Below are 22,888 nucleotides of genomic sequence, written 5' to 3'. Positions count from 1 at the left end.
GGTGGTCACGATCAGCCGATCGCCGCGGCCCACGACTGCGCGAGCAGGGCCGAGGCGGCCTCGGTCTGCTCGCTCGTCAGCTGCACGGTGTCCTCGGGCTGCTCGCCGACGGCGTCCAGGGCGTCCTGGTCGACGGTGCCGGCCTCGACCATCGCGGCCAGGCGGACGGGGTAGGCGCCGGCGGCGAGGTACAGGTTCTGCGCCGTGTCGCCCATGATGAACTCCTGCCACAGGCGCGCGGCGGCCGGGTGCGGCGCGGCGACGTTGATCGCCTGGTTGTAGTAGCTGGCGAGGGCCGTGCCGGGCAGCACGGCGGTCTTCCAGTCACGGCCGCCCGCGTCGGCCGCGGCGGCGAGGTTGTTGTAGCTCCAGTCGAAGACGACCGGCGTCTCGCCCGAGGCGATCGTCGCCGGGGTCGGGTCGGTCGGCAGGAAGTTGCCGGCGTCGGCCAGCTGACCGAAGAAGTCGATGCCCGGCTGGACGTCGTCGGCGCTGCCGCCGTCCTGCAGGGCGGCCCACTGGACGGCGGCCGCGGCGGCGCCCGCCTGGGTCGGGTCGCCGTTGATCGCGATCTTTCCCTTGTAGTCGTCGCCGAGCAGGTCGTCGAGGCTGGTGGGCTCGGGGACGGCGTCCGCGTCGTAGCCGACCGACATCAGGCCCGTGTAGTCGTAGACCCAGGTGCCGTCGGCGTCCTTGTGGTCGTCGGCGATGTCGTCCCACGTCGTCACCTTGTAGGGCGCGAACTGGTCGGTGTTCGCCAGCGCGACGGCCGAGCCGAGGTCGAAGACGTCGGGGGCGCCGTCCTGCCCCTTCAGGTTCTGCGCGGCGGTGATCTCCTCGGCGCTCGACACGTCGGGGCTGTCCGAGTTGACCGTGATGTCGTACTCGGCCTCGAAGGCGTCGATGATCTTCCCGTAGTTGGCCCAGGTGTCGGGCAGGGCGATGACGTTGAGCTCGCCCTCCGCCTCGGCGGCGGCGACGAGGGCGTCCATGCCGCCCAGGTCGGCGGCGCTGGTCGCGGTGGCGGCGTCGGTGCCGGAGGCGCCTGCCGTGTCGGACGCGTCGGCGGAGGCCGAGCAGCCGGTCAGGCCGAGGGCGAGGGCGCCGAGGGCGGCGGCGGCGGCGAGGTGTCGCTTGTCGATCACGGGTGGGTCCTCCTGGTGCTCGGCCGCCGGTCGCGTTCTGGGGATCAGCTCGCGGAGGGGCGTCGGTCGGCCTGCGTGCACGGTAGGCAAGCCCGGCGTCGGTCCGGGGGGCGCCGGGTGGAGCGCGGGTGAACGGTCGATGGCGCGCGGGCCTGCGGCCGCGGGGCGTCGACGCCCCGGGTCAGCCCGCCCCGGTCTTGCCTGCCTGGGTCAGCCCCAGCCGCCCAGGTAGGCCGCGAGCGAGGGCTCGCCCTCGACGCGCTCGCACCAGGTCGCCGCGACGCGGCGGGTCTCGAAGAACTCCTCGGTGCCGTGGAGCCGGGCGCGGGCGTCGGCGCGGCTCGAGCGGATGCGCAGGACCGGGGCGCCGCCTCCTTCGTCGGGTGTGCCGTCCGGCCCGTCGCCCGTCGCCTCCTCCGTGACCTCGACGGTGCCGAGGGCCCCGACGCCGACCGAGCAGACCGCCTCGAGCAGGGGGGCAGCGTCCCGGACGCGCACTGGGGCCGGCAGGTCGACGGTCACCCGCGCCGTGCGCGTCGCCCTGGCGGCCACCTCGTCCGAGGCGCCGACGACGCGCGCGTCGGCGGCGAAGACGGACAGGTGCTCGTCGGGCACCACGACGACGGAGCCGGGCAGCGCGGCCAGGACGGTGTCGACGCAGAGCCAGGCGGTGCCCGCCGAGGGCGCCGCGGCGAGCCGCACCAGCACGTCGGGGGTCGCCCCCCGGAGCCCTCGCGGCCGCGAGCCCTCGACGGGGACGAGCCCGCTGAGCACGAGCGTCTCGCCGTTCTTCTGCCGCTGGCGGTCGACCGAGTCGCGGCCGGCCCAGTCCGGGCCGTCGTGCCAGGCGACGGCAGCCGGTTCGTGGGCGAGCAGCGCGCCCCCGCGCCAGGCACGCCAGGCCCACTCCCAGTCCTCTCCGCCGTAGGTCGTGAAGTCCTCGTCGAAGCCGCCGACGGTCTCGAGGAACGAGCGGGAGCACGCGAGCACGGCGCCGATGACGTGCCGGTACGAGCGGTCGTCGGCGTCGAGCAGGTCGCGGCTGGCGCGGTAGGCGTCGTCGAGCCAGCGCGGGGCGGGCAGTTCGTGCCGTGGCCCCTCCTGCTCGACAGGGGCGTCGACGGCGACGCCGCCGAAGTCGGCGTGGCGCCTCGTGCCGACGACGACGGCCTCCGGCGCGAGGGCGGGCAGCCTCGACATGGCCGTCACCCAGCCGGGCTCGGGCGCCGTGTCGGCGTCGAGGAAGCAGAGCACCTCGCCCGTCGACGAGCGCACCCCGAGGTTGCGCGCCGCGGAGAGCCGGAAGCCTTCGTCGGCCTGGACGACCAGCCGCACGCCGGCCGGCACCCGGGGCGCCTCGGGCGAGCCGTCGTCGACCACGACGACCTCGAGCAGCTCGGCCGGGTGGTCCTGCCGCGCGAGGGCGGCGAGGGTCCGGTCCAGCTCGGCCTGCTGGCGGTAGTGGGCCACGACCACGGAGACGGTCGGCAGCGGGTCGGGCACGAAGCCGTCGAGCAGGTCCCAGCGGTTGCCCGGGACTCCCCTGCGCTGCCTCGGGGACCGGGCGGGCGCCTCCTCGTCTCGTCGCTCGTCGGTCACGACGTGGCTCCCGTGCGCTCGCGGCCGGCCTGGTCGCGGCCGGGCCGCTCGCGTCCGGCCCACCACGCGAGGTACGCCGCCGCGACGTCGTCGATGTCGGGCGCCGTCCGGGCGTCGGGAGCCAGCCAGGTGGACCCCGGGTCGGCGACGGCCCGCGCGACGGCCTCCGCGAGGGCGTCGGGATCGTCGTCGATCAGGGTGAGGGTGCCGGGCCGGAGCGCCGCCATCTCGCGGGAGTACCGCGTGTCCGGCACGATCGGGCGTCGCCCGGCGCCGATCCAGGTCGCGATCGACCCCGACGCCGAGACGTGCCGGTGCACGGCGACCGGCACGGAGGCGCGGCGGCAGCGGTCGAGGAGCACCGCGTCGTCGAGGTACCCGGTCACGTCGAGGACGACCCCGAGGGAGGCGGCGTCCGACACGAGCTGGTCGGTCTCGGCCTCGTGCCCCGCGCTGGCACGGCCGAGCGCGGTGACGCGCAGCGACCCGGCCGCGTCGTCCCCGCGGGCCCGCAGCCTGGCGACGGCGTCGACGAGTTCCGCATGGCCCTTGCCGGGGTAGACGAAGCCGATGACGGCGGCGGTGCCGTCGGCCGCGGGCCGTCCGGTCAGCGGCGGGGCGAGGTCCACGGGGAGCGGGACGACGCCGGGTCGCACCCCGTCGGTCGTGAACTCGGCGAGCAACAGCGCCTCGTGCTCGCTGTTGACGACCGTGCCCGCCGCGGCCTCGACCACGCGCCGGTAGCAGTCGCCACGCCGGACGAGGTTCCGCTCGCCGTCGGACGGCTGCGGCAGGTCGTGCAGGGTGACCGTCAGGGCGACACGGCCGGCGAGGTCGACGAGGCGGTCCGCGGCGTCCTCGGGCGACGTCGCCCACAGCCGGTCGGTGAAGTGCACGTGGGCCGAGGCGGGCGGCCTGGGCCCGGTCAGGTCGGACGGGGAGACCGCGAGGTCCCGACCCGTGCGGCGGGCGACCGCGTCGGCGACGCGCCGGGCGAGGACCGTCACGCCGTGCTGCGGGTCGTCGGTCACGACGAGGGCTGGCACGGCATGCACGTCCGGTACGCCCGGCAGCCCGGCGTTCACGCGAGCCCCAGCAGCGCCAGGGAGTCGGCGTGGCGGGCGAGGCCGGCGTCGACGACCTGCGGCTCGCGCTCGTACCACCGGAGATGCGCCTCCCGGACCTCCTCGCGGGGTACCCGGGTGCCCTCGACGATCCAGTGGTCGGTGGCCTCGTCGTCGAGCCCGAAGGCGTCGACGACCGCCTGCAGCCGCGGCGCGTGGACGCTGTCGAGCAGCTGCCGTCCCGGGTCGACGACGTGCTCGGGCAGCCCCAGGCGATCGCGGACGCGGGACGCGAGCGCCGTCCACACGGGGTTGCCCGGGTGGTTGAGGGTGCGCATCTGCGCGAACGACGGGTCGTCGAACAGGTCGGACGCGACCACCGCGTCGTGCGCCTCCTCGCGCTTCCGCAGCTCGTGCAGCGAGAGCGCGGCGACCGACCGGACCGACTCGGCGTCCAGCCGTGGGACCGGGGGCGTCGTGCCGTCACGCCGGGCGGCCGCCTCGGCCAGCACGACGAGGTCGTGGTAGTCGACCAGCGGCGGCACCAGCGACGGGTCGTTCGGCGGCCGGACGATCGCCGACGTCGGGTAGAGGCCCGCGAAGCGGACGACGGGCACGGCGACGACGCGTGCCCCGGCGCCGAGCCGGCCGGTCAGCTGCCGCGTGCCGAGCGGGAGGTCGTGGTAGTCGTCGCGCACCGGCTGGGAGACCAGCACGGAGGCACGGGCCAGCCAGCGGTCCAGGTGCGGCAGGTCTGCGGTGACGAGCTCGTGAACAGCAGGTGTCCGGACGGTGCGGAGGCCGCCCCCGTCGAGCGCGACCCGGAGCGACTCGGCCTGGCAGTTGCCGATCACGACGGCCACGGGACCGTCGCCCTCGGGCTCGCCGAGACCGTAGAAATGCCCGTAGTGCCGGGTGCGGCCGTCGACGGCCGGGGTGTGCTGGGTCATGGTGCCTCTCCGTGGCGTCCCGCAGGTGGCAGACGCGACGACCCCATCGTGCTGGATGGCGCCCCGTGAGGGCCACTCTGCGTCACCGGGCACAGAGGCCCTTCTCCGGCTATGGTGCAGGAAGGCCGCTCCCATCGGCCCCCTCCCTCGACGCGAACCGGGCCCCCGGTCTCCCCAGGGTCCCCGAGTCGCCCCGGCTCACCTCCCGACGGTCTGCCCGACCGTCGCGCCCCGACTGAGCCGAGGAGGCCCGATGATCGACACCCCGCCGCCCGCCCGCGACGCCCTGCGCGTCGCGTCCGTGCCCGCCGGCCACCCCTACGTCCGCCACCTCGAGCCGGCCGACGACTCCGCCGTCGCCCGGGTCGTGGTCCGTCTCGCCGACCCGCTGCCCGACCCCGCCGAGCCCGCCCGCTGGTGGCCGCCCGTCGTGCTCGACGCCGGCTGGATCGCCGAGCACGCCGCCCAGGTCGACGTGCTGCACGTGCACTTCGGCACCGAGTCGTACGACCTCGAGCACCTCCGCCGCGTCGTCGACGCCGCCCGTGCCGCACGGCTGCCGATCGTCCACACCGTGCACGACCTCGTGAACCCGCAGCTGGCGGACCAGGCGCCGCACCTCGCCCACCTGGGCCTGCTGGTCGCCGAGTCCGACGAGCTGCTCACGCTGACGGCGGGGGCCGCGGACGAGGTCGAGCGCACCTTCGGGCGCCGGCCCGTCGTCGTGCCGCACCCGCACCTCCTCCCCCTCGACTCGGTCGCGCCGACCGGCACCTCGCACGACGAGGTCGTCGTCGGCGTCAGCCTGCGCGACCTGCGTCCCAACGTCGACGGACCGGGCTCCGTCGCGACCCTGATCGCGGCCGCCGGGCTCCTGGCCGAGGCCGGTCGGCCCGTCGTCGTGCGGGTCGACGTCAACGAGCGCGTCCGCGACGCCGCGGCGCTCGCCGAGGTGCAGGCCCTCGTCGCGGACGCCCCCGGTCACCTCGACGTGTCGCTGGTCGTCCACCCGCGGCTGGACGACGACGAGCTCGCGGAGGCGCTGGCCGACCTCGACGTCGTCGTGCTGCCGTACTCGCACGGGACCCACTCCGGCTGGGTCGAGCTCAGCTGGGACCTCGGCGTCCCCGTCGCGGCGCCGCGGGTCGGCCACGTCGCCGACCAGCACCCCGCCGCCGTGGACACCGCGTCCTTCGACGCCGGCGACGCCGGTCAGCTGGCGGCCGCCGTCTCCTCGCTCGTGCGGGCGCGCGGAGACGCACCCGCACGGCCCGGCTCGGCAGCGCGACGGGCTCTCGTGGCGGAGCGCCGCGAGCAGCGACGGGCCCAGCGCGACGAGATCGCGCAGGCGCACCTCGACGCGTACGAGCGCTCCGTCGTCGCGGCCTCGGCCCGTCGCGCGCCCGGCGCCGCCGAGCCCACCTCGACCGCCCGACCCTCGGAGCTGGTCTCGTGACGGCCGTGTGCGAGACGGGCGCCGCCTCCCGGTCGGCCGCGCTCGCCGAGCCCGCGCGCACGGCTCCGCGCCCGCGCCGCATCGTCGTCGTCGCCCCCCTTCGCTACCCGATCGCCGAGCCCCACGCGGGCGGCCTGGAGTCGAGCGTGTGGCACCAGGTGCGCGTCCTCCGCTCGCGTGGCCACCAGGTGCTGCTCTGCGCCGTCGAGGGCAGCGACCACCTGCTCGGCGGCCCCCCCGAGTTCGCCCTGCCCGCCGTGCACTGGGACGACCCGGCCGACGCCACCGACTCGACCTACCCCGACGGCTACCTCGAGGTGGCCGTGCCGGCGCTGCACCGCGCCCTCGACTGGATCCGCGACCACGCCGACGAGATCGACGTCGTCGAGAACCACTCCCTCAGCGGCCACGTGCTCTCGCGGGCTGGCGAGCTCGGCGTGCCCGTCGTCTCGACCCTGCACACCCCGACGCTGCCCGACCTGCTCGAGCACCACCGGGCCGGCGTCGAGCCGCGCAGCGCGTTCCTCGCCGTGAGCGAGCACACCGCGGCCGTCTGGCGGGCCGAGGGCGTCGAGGCGCGCGTGCTCCCGAACGCGGTGGACACCGACCTCTGGCCCCTCGGCCCCGGCGGCGACGACCTGGTCTGGACCGGGCGGATCGTCCCCGAGAAGGGACCGCACCTCGCGATCGAGGCCGCGCGCCTCGCCGGCAGGCGCATCGTGCTCGCCGGGCGGGTCGGCGACGTGGACTACCACGAGTCGATGGTCGTGCCCCTGCTGGGGGCGGACGCCGAGCACGTGGGGCCGCTGCGGCAGCCCGAGCTCGCCGACCTCGTCGGCCGGTCGGCCTGCGCCCTCGTCACTCCCTGCTGGGAGGAGCCGTTCGGGCTCGTCATCGCGGAGGCGCTGTCGACCGGCACGCCCGTCGCCTCCTTCGCGACCGGCGGCGTCCCCGAGGTCGTCGGTTCGAGCATCGGGGCAGGTCTCGTCCCGCGGGACGACGTGGCCGGGCTCGCGCACCTCGCGGCTGGCCTCGCGGCCGAGGCCTCCACGACGCCGGGCTTCCGCCGCAGGGTGCGGGCCGACGCGGTGGCCCGCTTCTCGCTGCACCGCCGTGCCGAGGTGGTCGAGGAGGTGCACGAGGCCCTCGTCGCCGGTCACCTCACCGGTGCCGGGAGGGCCAGGGCCCTGCTCGCCCCGGAGGCCGTCGCGTGACGGCGCGTCCTCTCGTCGGCTGGTACGTGCACCACCACGGCGCCGGCCACCTGACGCGACTGCTGGCGGTGCGGCCGCACCTCGACGCCGACGTGGTCGTCTTCAGCTCCCTCGCCGCCCCGGCCGTCCTGCCCGAGGCGACGACCTGGCTGCAGCTCCCCCGGGACGACCACGACGTCGTCGCGCCCGACGGCACGACGCGGGCCCCCGGCGACCCCGAGGCGGGCACCGACCCGACGGTGCGCGGGCTGCTGCACTGGGCGCCGCTGCACCATGACGGCCACGCCGGCCGCCTCGCCGCCGTCGCGGCCTGGATCGCGCACGCCCGGCCCCGGGCGTTCGTCGTCGACGTCTCCGTCGAGGTCACGCTGCTCGTCCGCCTGCTCGGGGTGCCGCCCGTCGTCGTCGCCCAGCCCGGCGACCGCACGGACGCCCCGCACGCCCTCGGCTGGGACGCGGCGGACCGGGTCCTCGCGCCCTGGGCGGAGGGACTGCACGTCTCGGCCGCTCTCGACCACGTCCGGGACAGGGTCCGGCTCGTCGGCGGGATCTCCCGGCACGACGGCCGGGTCGACGGCCCCGGCTCACCGGCCCCCGGCACGGTCCTGGTCCTGGCCGGCGGCGGCGCCGAGGGTCGCGAGGGCCTCGCGCAGCGCGTCGCCGAGGCCTCCGGGGCCACGCCTGCCTGGCGCTGGTCCGTGCTCGGCGCCTCGGCCGACAGCTGGGTCGACGACCCCTGGCCGCTCCTCGTCGGGGCCGAGGTAGTCGTCTCGGCCGCCGGCCAGAACAGCGTCGCCGACCTCGCGGCCGCCGGTGCCCGTGCGGTGGTCGTTCCCCAGGACAGGCCCTTCGACGAGCAGTGGACGACAGGGCGCCTCCTCGACGAGCGCGGGCTCGCCGTCGTTCCCGATCGCGGCCGTGCCGACCACGGCTGGCCCGCGCCTGAGGCGTGGACCGACCTGCTCGACCGGGCGCGTGCGCTCGACCCTGACTGGTCGCTGTGGCAGGTCGACGGTGCCGCTGCCCGCGCGGCCGCGGTGATCGCCGAGGTCGCACGGTGACGGGGCGGCACCCCGCGCCGACCGGCTCGACGGTCGCGGTCACCCTCTGCTCGGCCGCGCGTCTCGACCACCTCCTGCCGCAGCGCGGGGCCCTGGCGCGCCTCCGGCCGTCGGTGCCCCACGTCGTCGTCTGGCTCGACGAGACGCCGGCGCCCGCGCTCCCGGAGCTGGCGGACGCCCACGTGCTGCACGTGCCGCCAGGGCCCGACGGCCTGCGCCTCGCGGCCGGCAGGAACGCGGGTGCCGAGCGGGCGATCGCCCTCGGCGCGTCGCTCGTGGTGTTCCTCGACGCGGACTGCGTGCCCGGCCCCGACCTGGTCGCCCGCTACGAGGCCGCCGCGTCGGCGCACCCTCATGCGTTGCTCTGCGGCCCGGTGACGTACCTGCCCGAGGGTCACGTGGGCATGGACGACGACTCGCTCGACGCCGCGACGCGGCCGCACGCGGCGCGCCCCTCGCCCGAGGCCGGCGAGACGGTCGTCGCCGGGCACGACCAGTACCCGCTGTTCTGGTCGCTGTCGTTCGCCCTCGCGGCCGACACCTGGGCGCGGACGGGCGGCTTCGAGCCCGGCTACGAGGGCTACGGCGGCGAGGACACCGACTTCGCCTTCACCGCGCGGTCGCTGGGCCTGCCGCTCGTGTGGGTCGGCGGTGCGCACGCCTACCACCAGTGGCACCCCACGACGTCGCCGCCCTGGCAGCACCTCGACGACATCCTCCGCAACGGCCGACGGTTCGCCGAGCGGTGGGGCGAGTGGCCGATGGGCGGCTGGCTCGAGGCGTTCCGCGAAGGAGGCGCGGTGCGCGTCGCCGAGGACGGCGGCTGGGAGCGCGTCACGGCCTGAGCGGTCTGCGCTCCTCGCCTGTCCGCCGGGTGCGGGAGACGGCCCTCGGTCATCCCGACCGGAGCCGGGCGTGCTCGGCGGTGCGCTCGCTGAGGAACGAACAGAGCCGTGCGACGGCGCTCACCTCGGCCGCCAGCGCCGTGACCTGCGCGGACGTCGCCTCGGCGGCGTGCTCGCGGGCCTCGAACGTGACCGTCCACTCGGGCGACCCACCGATCTTGCGACGCAGGTACACCTCGGTCCCGGACGTCTCGAGACGCAGGACGACGAGCCCGGTGTCGACCGTGGTCTCGTCCCACGACGTGTCCACGGCCTGCGGTGCGGCGGCGTCGACCTGCTCGGACGAGTGGAACTCGTCGATCCAGCCCGTGAGCTCGTCCATCGTCAGTCGCGGCACCGCGGTCTCCTCCTGGGTCGACGTCGGCTCGTCCCCGCGGACGAGCTCTGTGGGTCCATCTTGCCCTGGTCGTGGGGCGAGGTCCTGTGGAGGCCGTCCCGGCGTGCGCCCGAGAGGCCGCTCAGTTCCGGATCGTCAGAACACGGCCACCGTCATGCCGGCGGTGCTCGCCGGACGGTCCATGGCGGCGAGGGCGCCGGGCAGGTCGCCGAAGCCGATCGTCAGGCCGATCGACTCCTCGGGCCGCAGCCGGCCCGCGACGACGTCGGCGATCATCGCGGCGTACTCGCCGACCGAGATGCCGTGGCTGCCCAGCAGCTCGAGCTCGTCGGCGATCACTCGGCCCATCCCGATCACGGGGGCGGCTTCGTCGTCGAGGAGGAGCCCCACCTGGACGGCGGCGACGGCCACCGCGATCGCTGACAGGCCGACCCCGCCGCAGCCGAAGACGGCCACCTGCTCGCCCTGCCGGACCCTGGCCCGGTCGTGGAGCGCGTGGTACGCCGTCCCGAAACGGCAGCCGAGCGCGGCCGCGGCCTCGAATCCGACGGCGTCCGGCAGGGCGATCACGTTGACGTCCGCGTGCGGCACGACCACGGACTCGGCCCACGAGCCGGGCAGGGTGAAGCCCGGCTGCTCCTGTCGCGCGCACACCTGGGTCGCGCCTGCTCGGCACTCGTCGCACGTGCCGCAGGCGAAGACGAAGGGGGCGGTGACCCGGTCGCCGACCGAGACCCGGGTGACGCCCGGGCCCACAGCCGTGACGACGCCGGCGAACTCGTGACCGGGTACGTGCGGCAGGTGCACGGAGTCGTCGTGCCCCTTCCAGACGTGCCGGTCACTGCGGCAGACCCCGGTCGCGGCGACACGGACGACCACGCCGTCGGCCGTCGGCACGGGCTCGGGGAGGTCGACGATGACACCCAGGTCGCCCTCACCGACGGAGAACTCGCGGCAACAAAGTTTGCGAGGCACAAGAGTCCGCAAACGATGCGCAATCACTACCTAGACCTGTCTCTGCAGCAGGAGGTCGACGTCACTGCAGCCATGTGCGCATACGCCCCAGAAGGGACAAGCGCAAGAAGCTAATCCTCGCAACGCCCGATTCGTTGAGACCCAGGGTGGAGGTGTCATGTCAGGAGATCAAACACTTACGGGTCTTTGGCTAACCACCCAGGAGGTGAGTCCGCCGGGGCGAGCCGGGCAGCGAAGTTGGACCGTGGCGCCGTGACGCGTAAGAGAGGTTTGTCCATCCTCTGGTCCATGAGATCCTTCCTGGACAAGCCGTCTGCGACGACGCACTCGGTGTCCCACACGCGGGCGACGTCGTCGTTAGGTTTGTCGAGGAGCACGGTGATGTGCCCGCGGAACTCCTATGGCCTCTAGATGCCTGTGGCTCAACCGACGCATCCAGCCCGACGCGGACCCGGCACATGCTCGGAGCGCTAGGGAGCGCCACGCACCGTGGATGCCCGAACGACCAATTCGGGCTGGAACAGAACGTGCTTAGGTCCCTCTGCCAGGAGCAGATCCACAGCTGTGGCGCCGATCAGAGCGCTGGGTTGGCGGATGCTCGAAAGGGGAACAACAGTGGAGGCCGCGAACGCGATGTCGTCATAGCCGATCAAGGCAATGTCTTCCGGGACACGGACGTCACCGAGCAACGAGAACGCCTGCAGCATGCCAACGGCAAGCAGGTCGTTGACGCAGAACACGGCGTGAGGACGATCTGCCCTAAGACGGGCAGCGACATCGCGACCGGCTTCGCGTCCTGCCAGAACGGACAACTCAGCCGTAGCAATCTCCTCGAGGCTCGCTCCCGGCACCTGAGCGATGGACTGGCGCGCTCCAAGGAGACGATCCGCCACTTGACTGATCGATTCGGCTCCGCCTACGACTGCGATGCGTCGATGGCCCAGTCTCAGGAGGTGCTGGACTGCGAGCCGGCCGCCCGCGACGTCGTCGACCGTCACAGATGAAACGGCAGGCTCGTTGGCTCCCTTGTCGACGAGGACGTACGGCACACCGTGGCTTCGCAACTGTTCTAGGCGACCAGGATCGACGTCGTGCGGTGAGATGAGGACGCCGAAGGCGCGCTGTTCCTCAAAAAGGTCGAGATAAGCGTGCTCCCTGTCAGCGTCACCATCGGTACTGGCGACCATGATCACCAGCCCAGCTTCGGTAGCTCGAGCCTGTGCCCCGCGTGCGAGATCGGCGAAGAACGGGTTACCCGAGTCGAGAACGATGAGTCCGATGGTGCGGCTTCTACCCGCGCGGAGTTGTCGTGCTGCGTCGTTCCGGACGAATCCAAGTTCGTTGATGGCAGTCAGCACCCGGAGAGTGGCCGTCTCGCTAACCTTGTCCGGTCGATTCAGCACGTTGGAGACAGTGCCCACGGACACACCAGCCCGCAGTGCGACGTCTCTGATGCTTACCGGCACGGATACTCCCCGCTGTCGTGATGGTTTTCGACCCGCGGACCAGGCGCTCCTCGTGCCTGATCTCGTGGGCTACTGGCTCACCGGGATCGCAGCCACCGAGGTCACGAACGCATCGACCACAGGGTTGCTGGATCCCCGCACGAGGACCTGGGACACCGACCTCCTGAGCCGCCTCGACTTCCCCGGGAGCATCCTCGCTCCGCTGATCGAACCGGGCACGCGTCTCGGTTCGCTCCTGCCGACGGTCGCAGCCGAGCTGCGGGCACCGACCTCGATCGAGGTAGTCGCCGTGGGCTCCCACGACACAGCATCCGCTGTCGTTGCCATCCCCTCGACATCTGACGAGGTCGCCTACATCCGCAGCGGCACCTGGTCCCTCGTCGGGGTCGAACTCAGCAGCCCCGTCCTCACGCCTGAGGCACGGACAGCCAACTTCACCAACGCAGGCGGAGTCGACGGCAGGACCCGGTTCCTGAAGAACGTGTCCGGGCTGTGGCTGCTGTCCGAGTCCATCCGCACGTGGGAAGCCCAGAGCGGAGACCGCATCTCGCTGCCGACATTGATCGCGGAAGCAGCCGCGGTACGGGAGCCCGTGACGACATTCGACGCCTCGGACGAACGTTTCATCGACCCCGGGGACATTCCCTCTCGCATCGCGGAGTGGTGCGCGGAGCACACGGCCACGCCCCCTGCCACCCGTGCCGAGTTCGTCAGGTCGATCCTCGAGTCCCTGGCCGAGGCCTACGCCACGACTCTCCGCCAGGCGACCACGCTCTCCGGCCAGCACGTCGAGGCAGTGCACATCGTCGGCGGCGGATCAGAGAACGCACTCCTCTGTCAGCTGACGGCCAACCGAACCGGTCTGACAGTCCTCGCCGGACCCACCGAGGCCACAGCCATCGGCAACATCCTCATCCAAGCCCGCGCGCAGAGGATCGTCACTGGTTCTCTGGAATCGCTCCGCGCTCTCGTCGCGCAGGCGTTCCCGCCTACGCGCTACCTGCCTGAGTCGTCCTCTTCCTGATCTACTGCCCTTCCCTCTGACCACGAAAGGCTGGCAGCACATGGTGCAGCGTCAGTTCCCCAAGCCCGTCGAGCTCCTCGAGTACATGAGCTTCAAGAAGCCCGAACTCGATGGTCGCAAGCGACGCCTCGACGCGGCCCTCACGATCGAGGACCTTCGCGCCATCGCCAAGAAACGCACACCCAAGGCGGCGTTCGACTACACCGACGGCTCGGCGGAGGGTGAGATCTCGATCGCCCGTGCACGTCAGGCTTTCGAGGACGTCGAGTTCCACCCGCAGGTACTTCGGGACGTGGCAGCTGTAGACACGACCGCGACCATCTTCGGTGAGAAGTCGGCCATGCCCTTCGCGATCGCCCCCACTGGCTTCACGCGGCTCATGCAGACCGAAGGGGAGATCGCCGGCGCTGGGGCAGCTGGTGCTGCCGGCATCCCGTTCACCCTCTCCACACTGGGGACGACCTCGATCGAGACGGTGAAGGAGGTCAACCCGAACGGGCGGAACTGGTTCCAGCTGTACGTCATGCGCCAGCGTGAGATCTCTTACGGTCTCGTCGAACGAGCGGCAGCCGCCGGGTACGAGACACTGTTCTTCACCGTCGACACCCCCGTCGCAGGGGCGCGCCTCAGGGACAAGCGCAACGGCTTCTCCATTCCGCCGCAGCTCACCATCGGCACGGTCCTGGACGCACTCCCTCGCCCGTGGTGGTGGTACGACTTCCTCACCACCTCCAAGCTCGAGTTCGCTTCCTTGAGCTCCACAGGGGGCACCGTCGGTGACCTCCTCGACCTGGCCATGGACCCGACCATCAGCTTCGAGGACCTCGAAGTGATCCGAGGCCTCTGGCCGGGCAAGCTCGCAGTCAAGGGCGTGCAGAGCGTCGAGGACGCCAAGAAGTTCACCGCCCTCGGCGTCGACGGGATCGTGCTGTCCAACCACGGTGGGCGACAGCTCGATCGCGCACCCATCCCCTTCCACCTTCTCCCCGAGGTCGTGCGCGAGGTGGGAAACGACACCGAAATCCTGGTCGACACCGGCATCATGAACGGCGCCGACATCGTGTCCTCGATCGCGCTCGGAGCAAAGTCCACGCTGATCGGACGGGCCTACCTCTACGGGCTCATGGCTGGCGGTCGAGAAGGTGTAGACCGCACCATCAAAATTCTTTCGGACCAGATCGTCCGGACCATGAAACTTCTCGGCGCTCACTCGCTGGAAGAGCTGACCCCTGCCCACGTAACGCAACTGGAGCGTCTCCTGCCTCGCCCCCGCGGCTGAAGGCAGAGACCTCGACGGTGTCTGTCTACTAGGAATCCTGCATCGGCGGCATAGAGGGCTCGTCGACGAGGTAACTTACGGCTTCCCCTTCAGGGGTCACCGGGTGGGCGTCGTGGGAAGGATGAGGCGGGATCGCCGCAGGTCGATGATCCGCCTGGACGGGGCGAGATCAGCCGACGTAGCCGGGTTCTCCTCCGTGCCGATGTTGCGTTCCCAGCGCGGAAAGCTGCCACCGGCGAGAACGAGGCGGATACGCTCACCCTTCTGGAACTCATGCGCCGTCGGATCGAGCTTCAAGCCGACGGCTCCAGAAATCCTGTCCGGGTCGAGTCGGACGAAGCCTTCCGTCAGGTTGCGGGAGCGTCCTGCCCGATCCACCACGGAAAGACGAGCGAAGACGTCTGCGTACGGGTTTGAGAGTCCCTGAGTGAGCTCGACTCGCGGCGATCCGATGATGCTGAGGGGCGCTTCCAGCGGCGCGCCGGTGAAGGTCAGGACGTCATCACGGTCGGCCAGCGCTGAATCGTCGATACGGCCGGCATTCGGCCCGTTCAGAGGTCCGCCCAGAGACGGAGTCGGGTCATCGGGTCGATACGTGAACTCAACTGTCGCTCCCTCGACGGGTAGGTCAGGGAGAAGAGCGCCCGTCGCATGCGGATAGAGGACGACTTCCTTCGACGCTGGCGGCCAGGAAGGGAGACTGATCCATTTCTCAGCCCCGCCCACGAACGCTCGGACGGGTGACGAGCGTCGGCGACTTGTCGACGTGAAGTGCTGGTCTAGCCACTGCAGAGTCTCCTTCACCGTGTAGCCACCTTCGAGGGGGGCGCTCTTGTGGGTCCACGGGCCTGCAGTCATCGCGACGTCGGCGCCCCGCTCCTGGAGGCGTTCGACCGTCTGGACACCCTGATCGAGGAACACGTCCTGCCATCCGACCTGAACGAGGACGGGGATCTCGATGCGGTGCAGCGCCGCACTGAAGTCATACGCCCTCCAGTAAGGATCGTCCATCTCTCGCCGCCGTATCCATTCCTGATACCACGGCGCCCGCTGGCCAAAGGCAGTCCCAGCCCCTTCCAACAGCGGAAGGGCACGTTCATGGCGTTTGTCTTGCTCTCTCGCCCGTCGAGCCTTGATGGACGCGCGTGCGAAACCCGATTCCTGACGCAGCACGGCCAGCGTCCACCCGAACCAGGTATCTAAGGCGAGGGCACCCCCGCGATGAATCTGGCGCCCGAGGTCGAAAGCGGTGCATTGGATGATGCTGGTAACGAGCTCCGGCGGCGGGTCCGTCAGGATGGCGAACTGCGCGCATCCCAGATATGAGCCTCCGGCGGTGGCGAACGTCCCAGTGAACCAAGGTTGCCGCCGCAGCCAAGCAACGGTGTCCGCACCATCCGCCGCCTCGTTCACCAGCGGCTCAAAGCTGCCTCCTGAGCCGAATGTGCCCCGGCAACGCGCGAGGACGACCGTGTAGCCATGCCGCGCATACATGCTCGCGGTGAGACCAGCGATGAGGGGCGACCACCCGTATGGCGAACGGAACAAGACCGTCCCCTTCGAATCACCGAGAGGCACAAGGACATCTGCGAGCAGCACAACGCCGTCGCGCATGGGGATACGCGTGTTCTGCATGAGCCTGTAGCGATTGGTGGGCTTCGGCAAAGCGAGCATCCGCGCCCCGATGGCGTCCCAGACGACGCGGATGACGGAACGACGCTTACCCCATGGTGGCGCGTCCACGGTCGCGTCCTCCATTACTCGGCGCCTTGCGGCTCGGAGGAGGCAATTGAGTTGACTACCAGGGAAGCGGACAGCCCCGAGTCGAGGTGAATCGTCATCAAGGCACCGATCGTCGTCGTGAAGAGCCGCTGGCGGCAGCATTATTCCGTTCACCGAAAGCATGTTGCAACAGTAAGAATTACGCTACCTCAGACAGGACTCGCGATCCATTCCGTCGACCGCCTTCTCGAGAGGACCAGATCCGCATCAACGCTCTTTCGGACGACGGCCGATGCTTCGAAAGGTAGGCCGTGAAAGACCGCAGCTCCGGCGGTTGCGCATTCAAGAATTCGCCGCCCCCGCTCGAATCTGCACAAGGGTGAGCTCAAGGAGAGGCACGGGGACGCCGAGGTCGCGCGCACGCCGCGCGAAGTCGCCGAGAAGGTGCTCCGCCTCGGTCGGGAGACCACCGACGAGATCGCGATATAGGGAAGTGGTGAACGAGGAACCGTGTTCGGTCAAGATCGCCAGGCATTGGTCGTGAGCTGGAGCAGAGATCGGGTATCCGGCTGCTTCCGACACCTTTTCGGCCTCTCCGATGGCTTCAAGAATCCACGGGAGACCGCCCACCTCGAGCACCCGTCCGACCGCGTTTCGGAACAGGCAGGCGATAACGTTTCCTGCGACGATGAACGCCCACTTCTCCCAGAGCACCCCGATGATGTCGACCGAGATGGTCAACTGCGAACCCGGCACGTCCAGGACTTCCACGATCGACCGTGGCATCGACGCACCATTCAGGGGACCGATCGTCAGAGCCGCCAGTCCCGTCAGCTGCCGCACAACTTCCCCGTCGAGCGTGGCTACGATCTTGACGGAGCCCCCTAGCACGCGTCCTGGGAAGTAGCTCTCGAGAACATCGATCTGGGCCATGCCGTTCAGGACAGGGATCACACGCCCGTCTGCCCCGACATGGGGCTGAACCTCGACTATGGCACGTTGCAATGCCGCGGCTTTCACCGTCACGAGGACCAGATCGAACTGCTCGTCCGTTGCCCCCGCTACGAGCGCGCGCACCCGGTGAGTGCGATCACCCGTCGGGGAGATGAATCGAAGTCCGCCCTGCCGCAACACCTCTGCTCGGCGGGAGCGCACCAGGTACGTCACATCCCGACCAGCCTCTTGCAGCAGAGTGCCGAAGGCGCCGCCCGTCGCACCAGCCCCGACGATGAGTATTCGTGTCATGCGCTGTCTCCGATCCGGGACTGAGGCGAGCCTTCGAGCGGGCCCCGATCTGGCGCAACGGCCGGCATCCAGTGAGCCGCCATTACGCAGCCGTACTGCTCTGGGCCGTCCGTCCCGCTGGCCGCAAGCCCACCCCCTTGCCGTAGGAGCTCACCTACAGCATGTTGTGAGGCGCGCTGTTCAGTTATACGTCATAGTGTTTCAATAAGCGAAATAAGCGGTCGTGGTCGACGCCAACGACGACGCCGCCACGACTCCCGTCAATGACATCGACGCGGACCATCAGGAAGGCAGCCATGCCCGGAACCGCACGCCCAAATCATTGGAATCTGACCAGAGAACACGTCTGGGAGCTGAGCCGTGCAGGGGATCATCGATTGTTGCTTGGCGGTCAGGTGCACAACTCATCATCTTCGTCGCCCGAGGCAATTGCGGCTTCGTTTGCGCACGCACGGGCGGTCAACGCGAACATGGTGATCGCTCCGGTGAGCTGGGCGCAGTTCGAGTCCACCGAGGGGACCTTCGACGCGTCTCTCCTGGACACCATGCTCGCGAAAGCGGACGAGCTGGGCCTTGCACTCGTGCTGCTCTGGTTCGGCTCGTGGAAGAACGCGACATCTACCTACGCTCCACGATGGGTGCGGGCGGACGTCGAGCGGTTCCCGCGTGCCCGGATCGATCCCGCGGGCCGTCCGCCCATGAGCTACGAAGGCGCGACACCCGTACCGGTACTGACTGCGTTCAGCCCAGGGCTGCTGTCAGCGGAGAAGAGGGCGTTTGCAAAGCTGGTGCAGCATGTCGCGCAGGTAGACCATTCCGGCGTGGTCGCCATGATCCAGGTGGAGAACGAAGCCGGCATACTCGGAGACGGCCGAGATCGCTCCCCACAGGCCGAAGCCGCATGGAAGGCTGAGGTGCCAGGGGCCCTCCTCGCACATCTGCAATCCGCCCAATCTGACACGCTCGCGCGTCGCCTGTGGAAGGCGCAGGGGTCCCCGCGGAAAGGGACGTGGTCCGATGTGATCGGAGTTGGCTCGGCCGCCGACGAGGTCTTCATGGCCTGGAGCATCGGGAGCTACGTCGACCGCCTTGCATCTCACGGACGCGAGTTCCTTGACATCCCGATGTTCGCCAATGCTTGGCTTGGCCCGCAGCCCGGGATGGAGGAACCAGGGCAGTACCCGTCCGGCGGACCGGCAGCGCGCGTGCTCGACGTCTGGCGAGCGGCTGCGCCGGAGCTCGCCCTATTGGCTCCCGACATCTACATCCCCGACGCAGATGCGGTCATGCAGACGTACGCGGGAGACGGGCACCCCTTCTTCGTTCCCGAATGCCGGCCGAGCGCGGGGGAGCTCGTCAGGGCTGTGGGGACATACGGCGCCGTCGGTTGGTCTGTGTTCGGGATCGACGACTCGAACCCGCACGGTCAGCTCGCCTCGACGTTGGGCTACCTGACAGGCCTCGAGGCCGAGATCCTGGAGGCGCGAGTCGGCGGTCGCCTGGCCGCTGTCGTCCTCGATCCAGGAATGGACGCGATGGAGGTGACGGTAGGGGACGTGCGTGTCATCGCCCGGGCGGCCCTGCCGCTCTTCCGGCACCTCGCCTTGGACGCGGGGGTGGTGATGCCCGAGGGAGATCTGCCGGTACCGGATGAGACCACCCCGGGGACGCTCCTTCCCACGCCCGGCGAGAAGCGACCATTCGCTCTCATCATGGGCCGGACCGACAACACCGTGGTCGCGGTCGGTCAAGGTCTGATACTGGACTTCTGGACACCCGGTGGCTGCGAGGTGGACGAGGTCGAGGAACTTGTCGTGCGGGCAGGGACTGTCACCTCTGGCCGTATCCTCAATGGAGACGAGCGTCTACAGAATTTGCCGGTCACGCGCGTCGGTGGCGCGAGGATCAGTCTCCTTCGAGGCTGAAGCCGGCGGCGGGCGGCGGCTCACGAGCAGGGGCCGTGCTCTCTCGCGGCCTGTTCCGGTTCTCCGTCAGCAGCTTCTCCCCCTGATGGCATCGGGCACGGTTGCCCGGCGTTGGCGGTTAAGGTATCGATGGGAACGGAAGTACGTTCCGTGGAGTGGGACGGCGGACATGGGCGAGTCAAGCGATCGGATCGTAGGAGCAGAACGGGTCCTGGCGGTCCTGTCCGAGCTTGCCGATCACCCCTCCGGCATCACGTTGGACGAGATGGCGCAGCGCCTGAAGAGCTCGAAGTCGACCGTGCACCGCGCTCTCGCCGTCCTGCGACGGGCTGGCTTCGCCGAGCTGATGTCCCGTGGCGTCTACGTCTTGGGAGACGAGTACCTGCGCCTCGCGTTCCGCAATCACGCCGGCCGCCCAGAGGGGCTTCGGATCGAACCGGTGCTGCAGGAGCTCGCGAACCGGTACGGCGAAACCGTCCACTACGCGGTGCTCGACCGCAACGAGGTCGTATACCGGGCGAAGGTGGACGCGCCAGCGGGGTCCGTCCGCCTCACATCCGAGATCGGGGGACGCAACCCGGCGTACCGCACAGGGGTCGGGAAGATGCTTCTCAGCCTCGAGGTCGGCTCCGAGGCAGAGCTCGCTGAGCGATTCGGCACTGATGAGTTGCCGCGCCGAACCGACCGCACGATCACTTCAGTCCCCGCATTGTGGGAGGAGTTGCGGATGACGCGCGAGCGCGGTTACGCAGTGGACGACCAGGAGAACGAGCTCGGCATCAACTGCATCGCGCTGCCTGTGCGGCCTACCGACGGGCTGCGCGCGATCGGCGCCGTCAGCATCAGCGCTCTGGCCTTCCGCATGCCGCTCGAGGAACTCGTCGCGCAGCGGGCCGGCATCCGAGCCATCATGGATGAACGGCTCGGATCCCGCAGCTGAGGCGATGCCCGGTCAATAGGTTGCGCGTCCACCGCTGATGTCGTAGATGGCGCCGGTCGAGAACGACACCTTGTCCGAGGCGAGCCAGGCGACGAGTTCGGCAACCTCCTCCGGCCGGCCGGTCCGCTTCATGGGGATCAAGCTCGTGATGTGCGCTAGCGCGTCTGGAGCGGTCTCGGCGTTCATCGGAGTCGCGATGACGGCTGGTGCGACGGCGTTCACGAGCACCCCGGTAGTGGCGAGCTCCTTGCCGGCTGATTTGGTCAGGGCGATGACCGCACCCTTGGACGCGGAGTAGATGGACAGATTCGGATTGCCGTCCTTGCCGGCCATGCTCGCGAAGTTGACCACGCGGCCCCAGCCGCGCTCGACCATGCCGGGGACGAAAGCGCGCATCGTTGCGACGGTGCCTAGGACATTGACCTCGAGGACCTGACGCCAGTCGTCCGCCGCGGTCGCCACGAGCGGCACGCCAGGCCCCACGATTCCGGCGGAGTTGATGAGGATGTCGATGCCTCCAATGCGCTGGGCAACGTCGGTGAGCGCCTCCTCGTCGGTGATGTCGACATGGTGGTCGACGTCGCCGGCGAGGTCGAGGGTCACGACGGTGACCCCGTCCCGCCGGAGGCGATCAGCGGTGGCAGCTCCGAGCCCTCGGGCTCCTCCTGTGATAACGGCGGTTCTCATCGGTCAGCTCTCCTTGTTCAGCGTCGCGGCATCGAGGCCGACCTGGATCTTGGGGCCTGGGCCTGCCCCGGGCGGGCGTTCCCCGCGAAGGACCGGGGCGAGCTCGGCGAGGTCCACGGTCGCCGCCACGAGCGGACTCGGATCGACGGCTCCGTTCGCAAAAGCCTCGATAGTCCCCGTCAGCCCGGGGAAGCACTGAGTATCCCGACAGCGGTGACGTCCTTGAGGGCGAGCGTGCGGGTGTCGAGCAGGCTAGGGCTTCCCGCGAGTCCGACGTAGACCACACGCTTGCCCGGCTCGACGAGGTCCAGGGCTCGTGCCGGGAGCTGAGCCGCGTTCGAAGAATCGATGACGGCGTCCCACGCCATCTCCGGAAGCTCGTCCTCCGCCCACACCCCGTCGAAGCCAAGGCTGCGCGCGAAACTTAAGGAGCGTTCACTACGGCCCATGAGATGGACCTCAGCTCCGGCCGCGCGGGCGAACATCGCCACGAGGAGACCGATCGTGCCGGGGCCGAGGACGAGTGCGCGGTCTCCACGCTGCAGCGCCGCCGCCTGAACTGCCCGCAACGCGTTGCCTCCCGGCTCGACCAGGGCGCCGAGGACGTCGTCGACGGTGTCCGGCAGCTCACGCAGGGAGCTCACCGGTACGCTGACTTGCTCGGCGAGTGCGCCGGGTTGTCCATCGCGTACACCGAGCTCGCCGCGGAATTCGCACACCCACTGCTGGCCGCGGCGGCACCTGTGGCAGACCCCGCAACCGAGCATGGTGTCACCCGTTACACGGCGGCCGATCCAGCGTCGTTCGACGCCGTCGCCCACTGCCACGACGGTGCCCATCCATTCGTGCCCGATGCGGATCGGGAAGGTGGTCACACCATCGACGAGGTACTGCATCTCCCCGGAGAAGAGCTCGATGTCGGTTCCACAGACGCCAGCTCGTTGGACATCGACGACGACGTCGCCAGGGGCCGCGATCGGAGGCATGACGTCCTGGATACCGGCCTCGCCGGGAGCCGTTATGACGAAGGCCCTCATCGCGGTGCGAGCACGTTCTGCCGCTGACGGCCAAGTCCCTGGATGCCGAGCTCCATCACGTCTCCGGGCTGCAACCAGGTGGCGGGCGTAAAGCCCATGCCGACGCCCGGAGGTGTGCCTGTGTTGATCAGGTCGCCTGGCTCGAGGACCAGGAACTGGCTGAGGTGATGGACGATGAAGTACGGATCGAAGATCATCGTCGAGGTCGAACCGGTCTGCCTGCGAACACCGTTGACGTCCAGCCACATGTCGAGCGACAGTACGTCGTCGATCTCATCGGGGGTGACGAGCCAGGGCCCCGTGGGGTTGAAGGTCTCGGCCGACTTGCCCTTGCTCCACTGGCCGCCGCGCTCGAGCTGGAAGGCGCGCTCGCTGACGTCGTTGACTGTGACGAACCCGGCGATCGCGTCCCGCGCGTCCTCCACGGAATCGAGGTAGCTGGTGCGCGTGCCGATTACGATGCCCAACTCCACCTCCCAGTCGGGCTTGGTCGAACCACGGGGTATGCGGACGTCGTCGACCGGCCCGACGATGGTGTTGGGCGACTTGGTGAAGAGGATGGGCTCCGTAGGAACCGCCTGACCGGTCTCTGCGGCGTGGTCGCTGTAGTTCAAGCCGATACAGAGGATCTGGTGCGGCCGAGCGATGGGGGCGCCGACACGGACCCCCTCCAGGGGCAGTACGGCACCCGCTGCACGACGCTCATCGACGACCGGCTGCAAGCGCTCGAGACCTCCTGAGCCGAAGAAGCTCTCATCGAAGTCATGGACAACGTCGGAGACGTCGATATATGAGTCCTCGTCGGCCAGAGCGGCGGGCTTCTCGGAACCGGCAGGGCCGATGCGGAGCAATTTCAT

20 protein-coding genes are annotated in these 22,888 nt (G+C 70.2%); 8 read left to right on the top strand and 12 right to left on the bottom strand.

Translation table 11 applies throughout. The features are described from left to right. Window positions 1-11: 11 nt before the first annotated feature. The 4 genes from ACZZ97_RS06285 to ACZZ97_RS06270 all read right to left on the bottom strand — a co-directional run bounded on the left by ACZZ97_RS06285 (window position 12) and on the right by ACZZ97_RS06270 (window position 4,758). Window positions 12-1,145, bottom strand: coding sequence for an ABC transporter substrate-binding protein (locus ACZZ97_RS06285; protein ID WP_463472617.1), 1,134 nt, complete (start codon window positions 1,143-1,145; stop codon window positions 12-14). 210 nt (window positions 1,146-1,355) lie between these two features. Beyond that, complete coding sequence (locus ACZZ97_RS06280; protein WP_463472616.1) at window positions 1,356-2,744, bottom strand: glycosyltransferase family 2 protein; 1,389 nt, start codon at window positions 2,742-2,744, stop codon at window positions 1,356-1,358. Then, entirely contained in the window at window positions 2,741-3,790 is a 1,050-nt protein-coding gene (locus tag ACZZ97_RS06275) for a glycosyltransferase family protein (protein ID WP_463472615.1), read from the bottom strand. Before ACZZ97_RS06275 ends, ACZZ97_RS06280 begins: the two co-directional genes overlap by 4 nt. A 35-nt stretch (window positions 3,791-3,825) precedes the next feature. Next, window positions 3,826-4,758, bottom strand: coding sequence for a WcbI family polysaccharide biosynthesis putative acetyltransferase (locus tag ACZZ97_RS06270; RefSeq protein WP_314102443.1), 933 nt, complete (start codon window positions 4,756-4,758; stop codon window positions 3,826-3,828). 253 nt (window positions 4,759-5,011) lie between these two features. On the opposite strand from ACZZ97_RS06270, the gene ACZZ97_RS06265 reads away from it, so the two are divergent. The 4 genes from ACZZ97_RS06265 to ACZZ97_RS06250 are packed head-to-tail and all read left to right on the top strand — an operon-like array spanning window position 5,012 to window position 9,334. Next, window positions 5,012-6,214, top strand: coding sequence for a hypothetical protein (locus ACZZ97_RS06265; RefSeq protein ID WP_463472614.1), 1,203 nt, complete (start codon window positions 5,012-5,014; stop codon window positions 6,212-6,214). Continuing rightward, window positions 6,211-7,428 carry a glycosyltransferase gene (locus ACZZ97_RS06260; RefSeq protein ID WP_463472613.1) on the top strand — a complete coding sequence of 406 codons (1,218 nt, stop codon included), beginning with the start codon at window positions 6,211-6,213 and terminating at the stop codon, window positions 7,426-7,428. The genes ACZZ97_RS06265 and ACZZ97_RS06260 overlap by 4 nt, the downstream gene beginning before the upstream one ends. Then, window positions 7,425-8,489: a glycosyltransferase gene (locus tag ACZZ97_RS06255; protein ID WP_463472612.1), complete on the top strand. Its 1,065-nt coding sequence runs from the start codon at window positions 7,425-7,427 to the stop codon at window positions 8,487-8,489. The genes ACZZ97_RS06260 and ACZZ97_RS06255 overlap by 4 nt, the downstream gene beginning before the upstream one ends. Then, the gene (locus tag ACZZ97_RS06250; RefSeq protein WP_463472611.1) at window positions 8,486-9,334 is read left to right on the top strand and encodes a glycosyltransferase family 2 protein; all 849 of its coding nucleotides are present in this window, start codon (window positions 8,486-8,488) and stop codon (window positions 9,332-9,334) included. The genes ACZZ97_RS06255 and ACZZ97_RS06250 overlap by 4 nt, the downstream gene beginning before the upstream one ends. Window positions 9,335-9,383: 49 nt before the next feature. Here ACZZ97_RS06250 and ACZZ97_RS06245 read toward each other — a convergent pair whose 3' ends face one another. The 3 genes from ACZZ97_RS06245 to ACZZ97_RS06235 form a co-directional block, all read right to left on the bottom strand. After that, entirely contained in the window at window positions 9,384-9,731 is a 348-nt protein-coding gene (locus tag ACZZ97_RS06245; RefSeq protein ID WP_148050027.1) for a hypothetical protein, read from the bottom strand. A 135-nt stretch (window positions 9,732-9,866) separates the two neighbouring features. After that, complete coding sequence (locus ACZZ97_RS06240; RefSeq protein WP_463472610.1) at window positions 9,867-10,706, bottom strand: alcohol dehydrogenase catalytic domain-containing protein; 840 nt, start codon at window positions 10,704-10,706, stop codon at window positions 9,867-9,869. A gap of 470 nt (window positions 10,707-11,176) precedes the next feature. Further along, window positions 11,177-12,172, bottom strand: coding sequence for a LacI family DNA-binding transcriptional regulator (locus ACZZ97_RS06235; protein WP_463472609.1), 996 nt, complete (start codon window positions 12,170-12,172; stop codon window positions 11,177-11,179). On the opposite strand from ACZZ97_RS06235, the gene ACZZ97_RS06230 reads away from it, so the two are divergent. Both ACZZ97_RS06230 and ACZZ97_RS06225 read left to right on the top strand, forming a co-directional pair. Continuing rightward, window positions 12,159-13,196 (top strand): rhamnulokinase, encoded by a 1,038-nt coding sequence (locus ACZZ97_RS06230; RefSeq protein ID WP_463472608.1) that lies wholly within the window; start codon window positions 12,159-12,161, stop codon window positions 13,194-13,196. The two genes, ACZZ97_RS06235 and ACZZ97_RS06230, sit on opposite strands and share 14 nt — an antisense overlap. A gap of 40 nt (window positions 13,197-13,236) precedes the next feature. After that, complete coding sequence (locus ACZZ97_RS06225; RefSeq protein WP_463472607.1) at window positions 13,237-14,475, top strand: alpha-hydroxy acid oxidase; 1,239 nt, start codon at window positions 13,237-13,239, stop codon at window positions 14,473-14,475. Between the two features lie 96 nt (window positions 14,476-14,571). Here ACZZ97_RS06225 and ACZZ97_RS06220 read toward each other — a convergent pair whose 3' ends face one another. Both ACZZ97_RS06220 and ACZZ97_RS06215 read right to left on the bottom strand, forming a co-directional pair. Then, window positions 14,572-16,233, bottom strand: coding sequence for a CocE/NonD family hydrolase (locus ACZZ97_RS06220; protein ID WP_463472606.1), 1,662 nt, complete (start codon window positions 16,231-16,233; stop codon window positions 14,572-14,574). Between the two features lie 306 nt (window positions 16,234-16,539). Beyond that, window positions 16,540-17,442: a ketopantoate reductase family protein gene (locus tag ACZZ97_RS06215; protein WP_463472605.1), complete on the bottom strand. Its 903-nt coding sequence runs from the start codon at window positions 17,440-17,442 to the stop codon at window positions 16,540-16,542. 296 nt (window positions 17,443-17,738) lie between these two features. Here ACZZ97_RS06215 and ACZZ97_RS06210 point away from each other — a divergent pair, with 296 nt between their 5' ends. Both ACZZ97_RS06210 and ACZZ97_RS06205 read left to right on the top strand, forming a co-directional pair. Further along, entirely contained in the window at window positions 17,739-19,367 is a 1,629-nt protein-coding gene (locus ACZZ97_RS06210; protein ID WP_463472604.1) for a DUF5597 domain-containing protein, read from the top strand. Window positions 19,368-19,536: 169 nt separating this feature from the next. Then, window positions 19,537-20,307 (top strand): IclR family transcriptional regulator, encoded by a 771-nt coding sequence (locus ACZZ97_RS06205; protein WP_463472603.1) that lies wholly within the window; start codon window positions 19,537-19,539, stop codon window positions 20,305-20,307. Between the two features lie 12 nt (window positions 20,308-20,319). Here ACZZ97_RS06205 and ACZZ97_RS06200 read toward each other — a convergent pair whose 3' ends face one another. The 3 genes from ACZZ97_RS06200 to ACZZ97_RS06190 form a co-directional block, all read right to left on the bottom strand. Continuing rightward, a complete protein-coding gene (locus ACZZ97_RS06200) occupies window positions 20,320-20,994 on the bottom strand; it encodes an SDR family NAD(P)-dependent oxidoreductase (protein ID WP_463472602.1) in 675 nt (224 codons plus the stop codon). A 179-nt stretch (window positions 20,995-21,173) separates the two neighbouring features. After that, the gene (locus tag ACZZ97_RS06195; RefSeq protein WP_463472601.1) at window positions 21,174-21,980 is read right to left on the bottom strand and encodes a zinc-dependent alcohol dehydrogenase; all 807 of its coding nucleotides are present in this window, start codon (window positions 21,978-21,980) and stop codon (window positions 21,174-21,176) included. A gap of 47 nt (window positions 21,981-22,027) precedes the next feature. After that, entirely contained in the window at window positions 22,028-22,888 is an 861-nt protein-coding gene (locus ACZZ97_RS06190) for a fumarylacetoacetate hydrolase family protein (RefSeq protein WP_463472600.1), read from the bottom strand.

This window comes from Frigoribacterium sp. AC512 (assembly GCF_979258295.1).
This window is presented reverse-complemented; position numbering and strand designations above follow the sequence as displayed.

Coding starts and splice junctions, on each gene's coding strand:
- ACZZ97_RS06230 (WP_463472608.1), top strand. CDS start 12,159: ATGCTTACCGGCACGGATACTCCCCGCTGTCGTGATGGTTTTCGACCC.
- ACZZ97_RS06190 (WP_463472600.1), bottom strand. CDS start 22,888: ATGAAATTGCTCCGCATCGGCCCTGCCGGTTCCGAGAAGCCCGCCGCT.
- ACZZ97_RS06265 (WP_463472614.1), top strand. CDS start 5,012: ATGATCGACACCCCGCCGCCCGCCCGCGACGCCCTGCGCGTCGCGTCC.
- ACZZ97_RS06205 (WP_463472603.1), top strand. CDS start 19,537: ATGGGCGAGTCAAGCGATCGGATCGTAGGAGCAGAACGGGTCCTGGCG.
- ACZZ97_RS06200 (WP_463472602.1), bottom strand. CDS start 20,994: ATGAGAACCGCCGTTATCACAGGAGGAGCCCGAGGGCTCGGAGCTGCC.
- ACZZ97_RS06225 (WP_463472607.1), top strand. CDS start 13,237: ATGGTGCAGCGTCAGTTCCCCAAGCCCGTCGAGCTCCTCGAGTACATG.
- ACZZ97_RS06270 (WP_314102443.1), bottom strand. CDS start 4,758: ATGACCCAGCACACCCCGGCCGTCGACGGCCGCACCCGGCACTACGGG.
- ACZZ97_RS06220 (WP_463472606.1), bottom strand. CDS start 16,233: ATGGAGGACGCGACCGTGGACGCGCCACCATGGGGTAAGCGTCGTTCC.
- ACZZ97_RS06210 (WP_463472604.1), top strand. CDS start 17,739: ATGCCCGGAACCGCACGCCCAAATCATTGGAATCTGACCAGAGAACAC.
- ACZZ97_RS06215 (WP_463472605.1), bottom strand. CDS start 17,442: ATGACACGAATACTCATCGTCGGGGCTGGTGCGACGGGCGGCGCCTTC.
- ACZZ97_RS06195 (WP_463472601.1), bottom strand. CDS start 21,980: ATGCCTCCGATCGCGGCCCCTGGCGACGTCGTCGTCGATGTCCAACGA.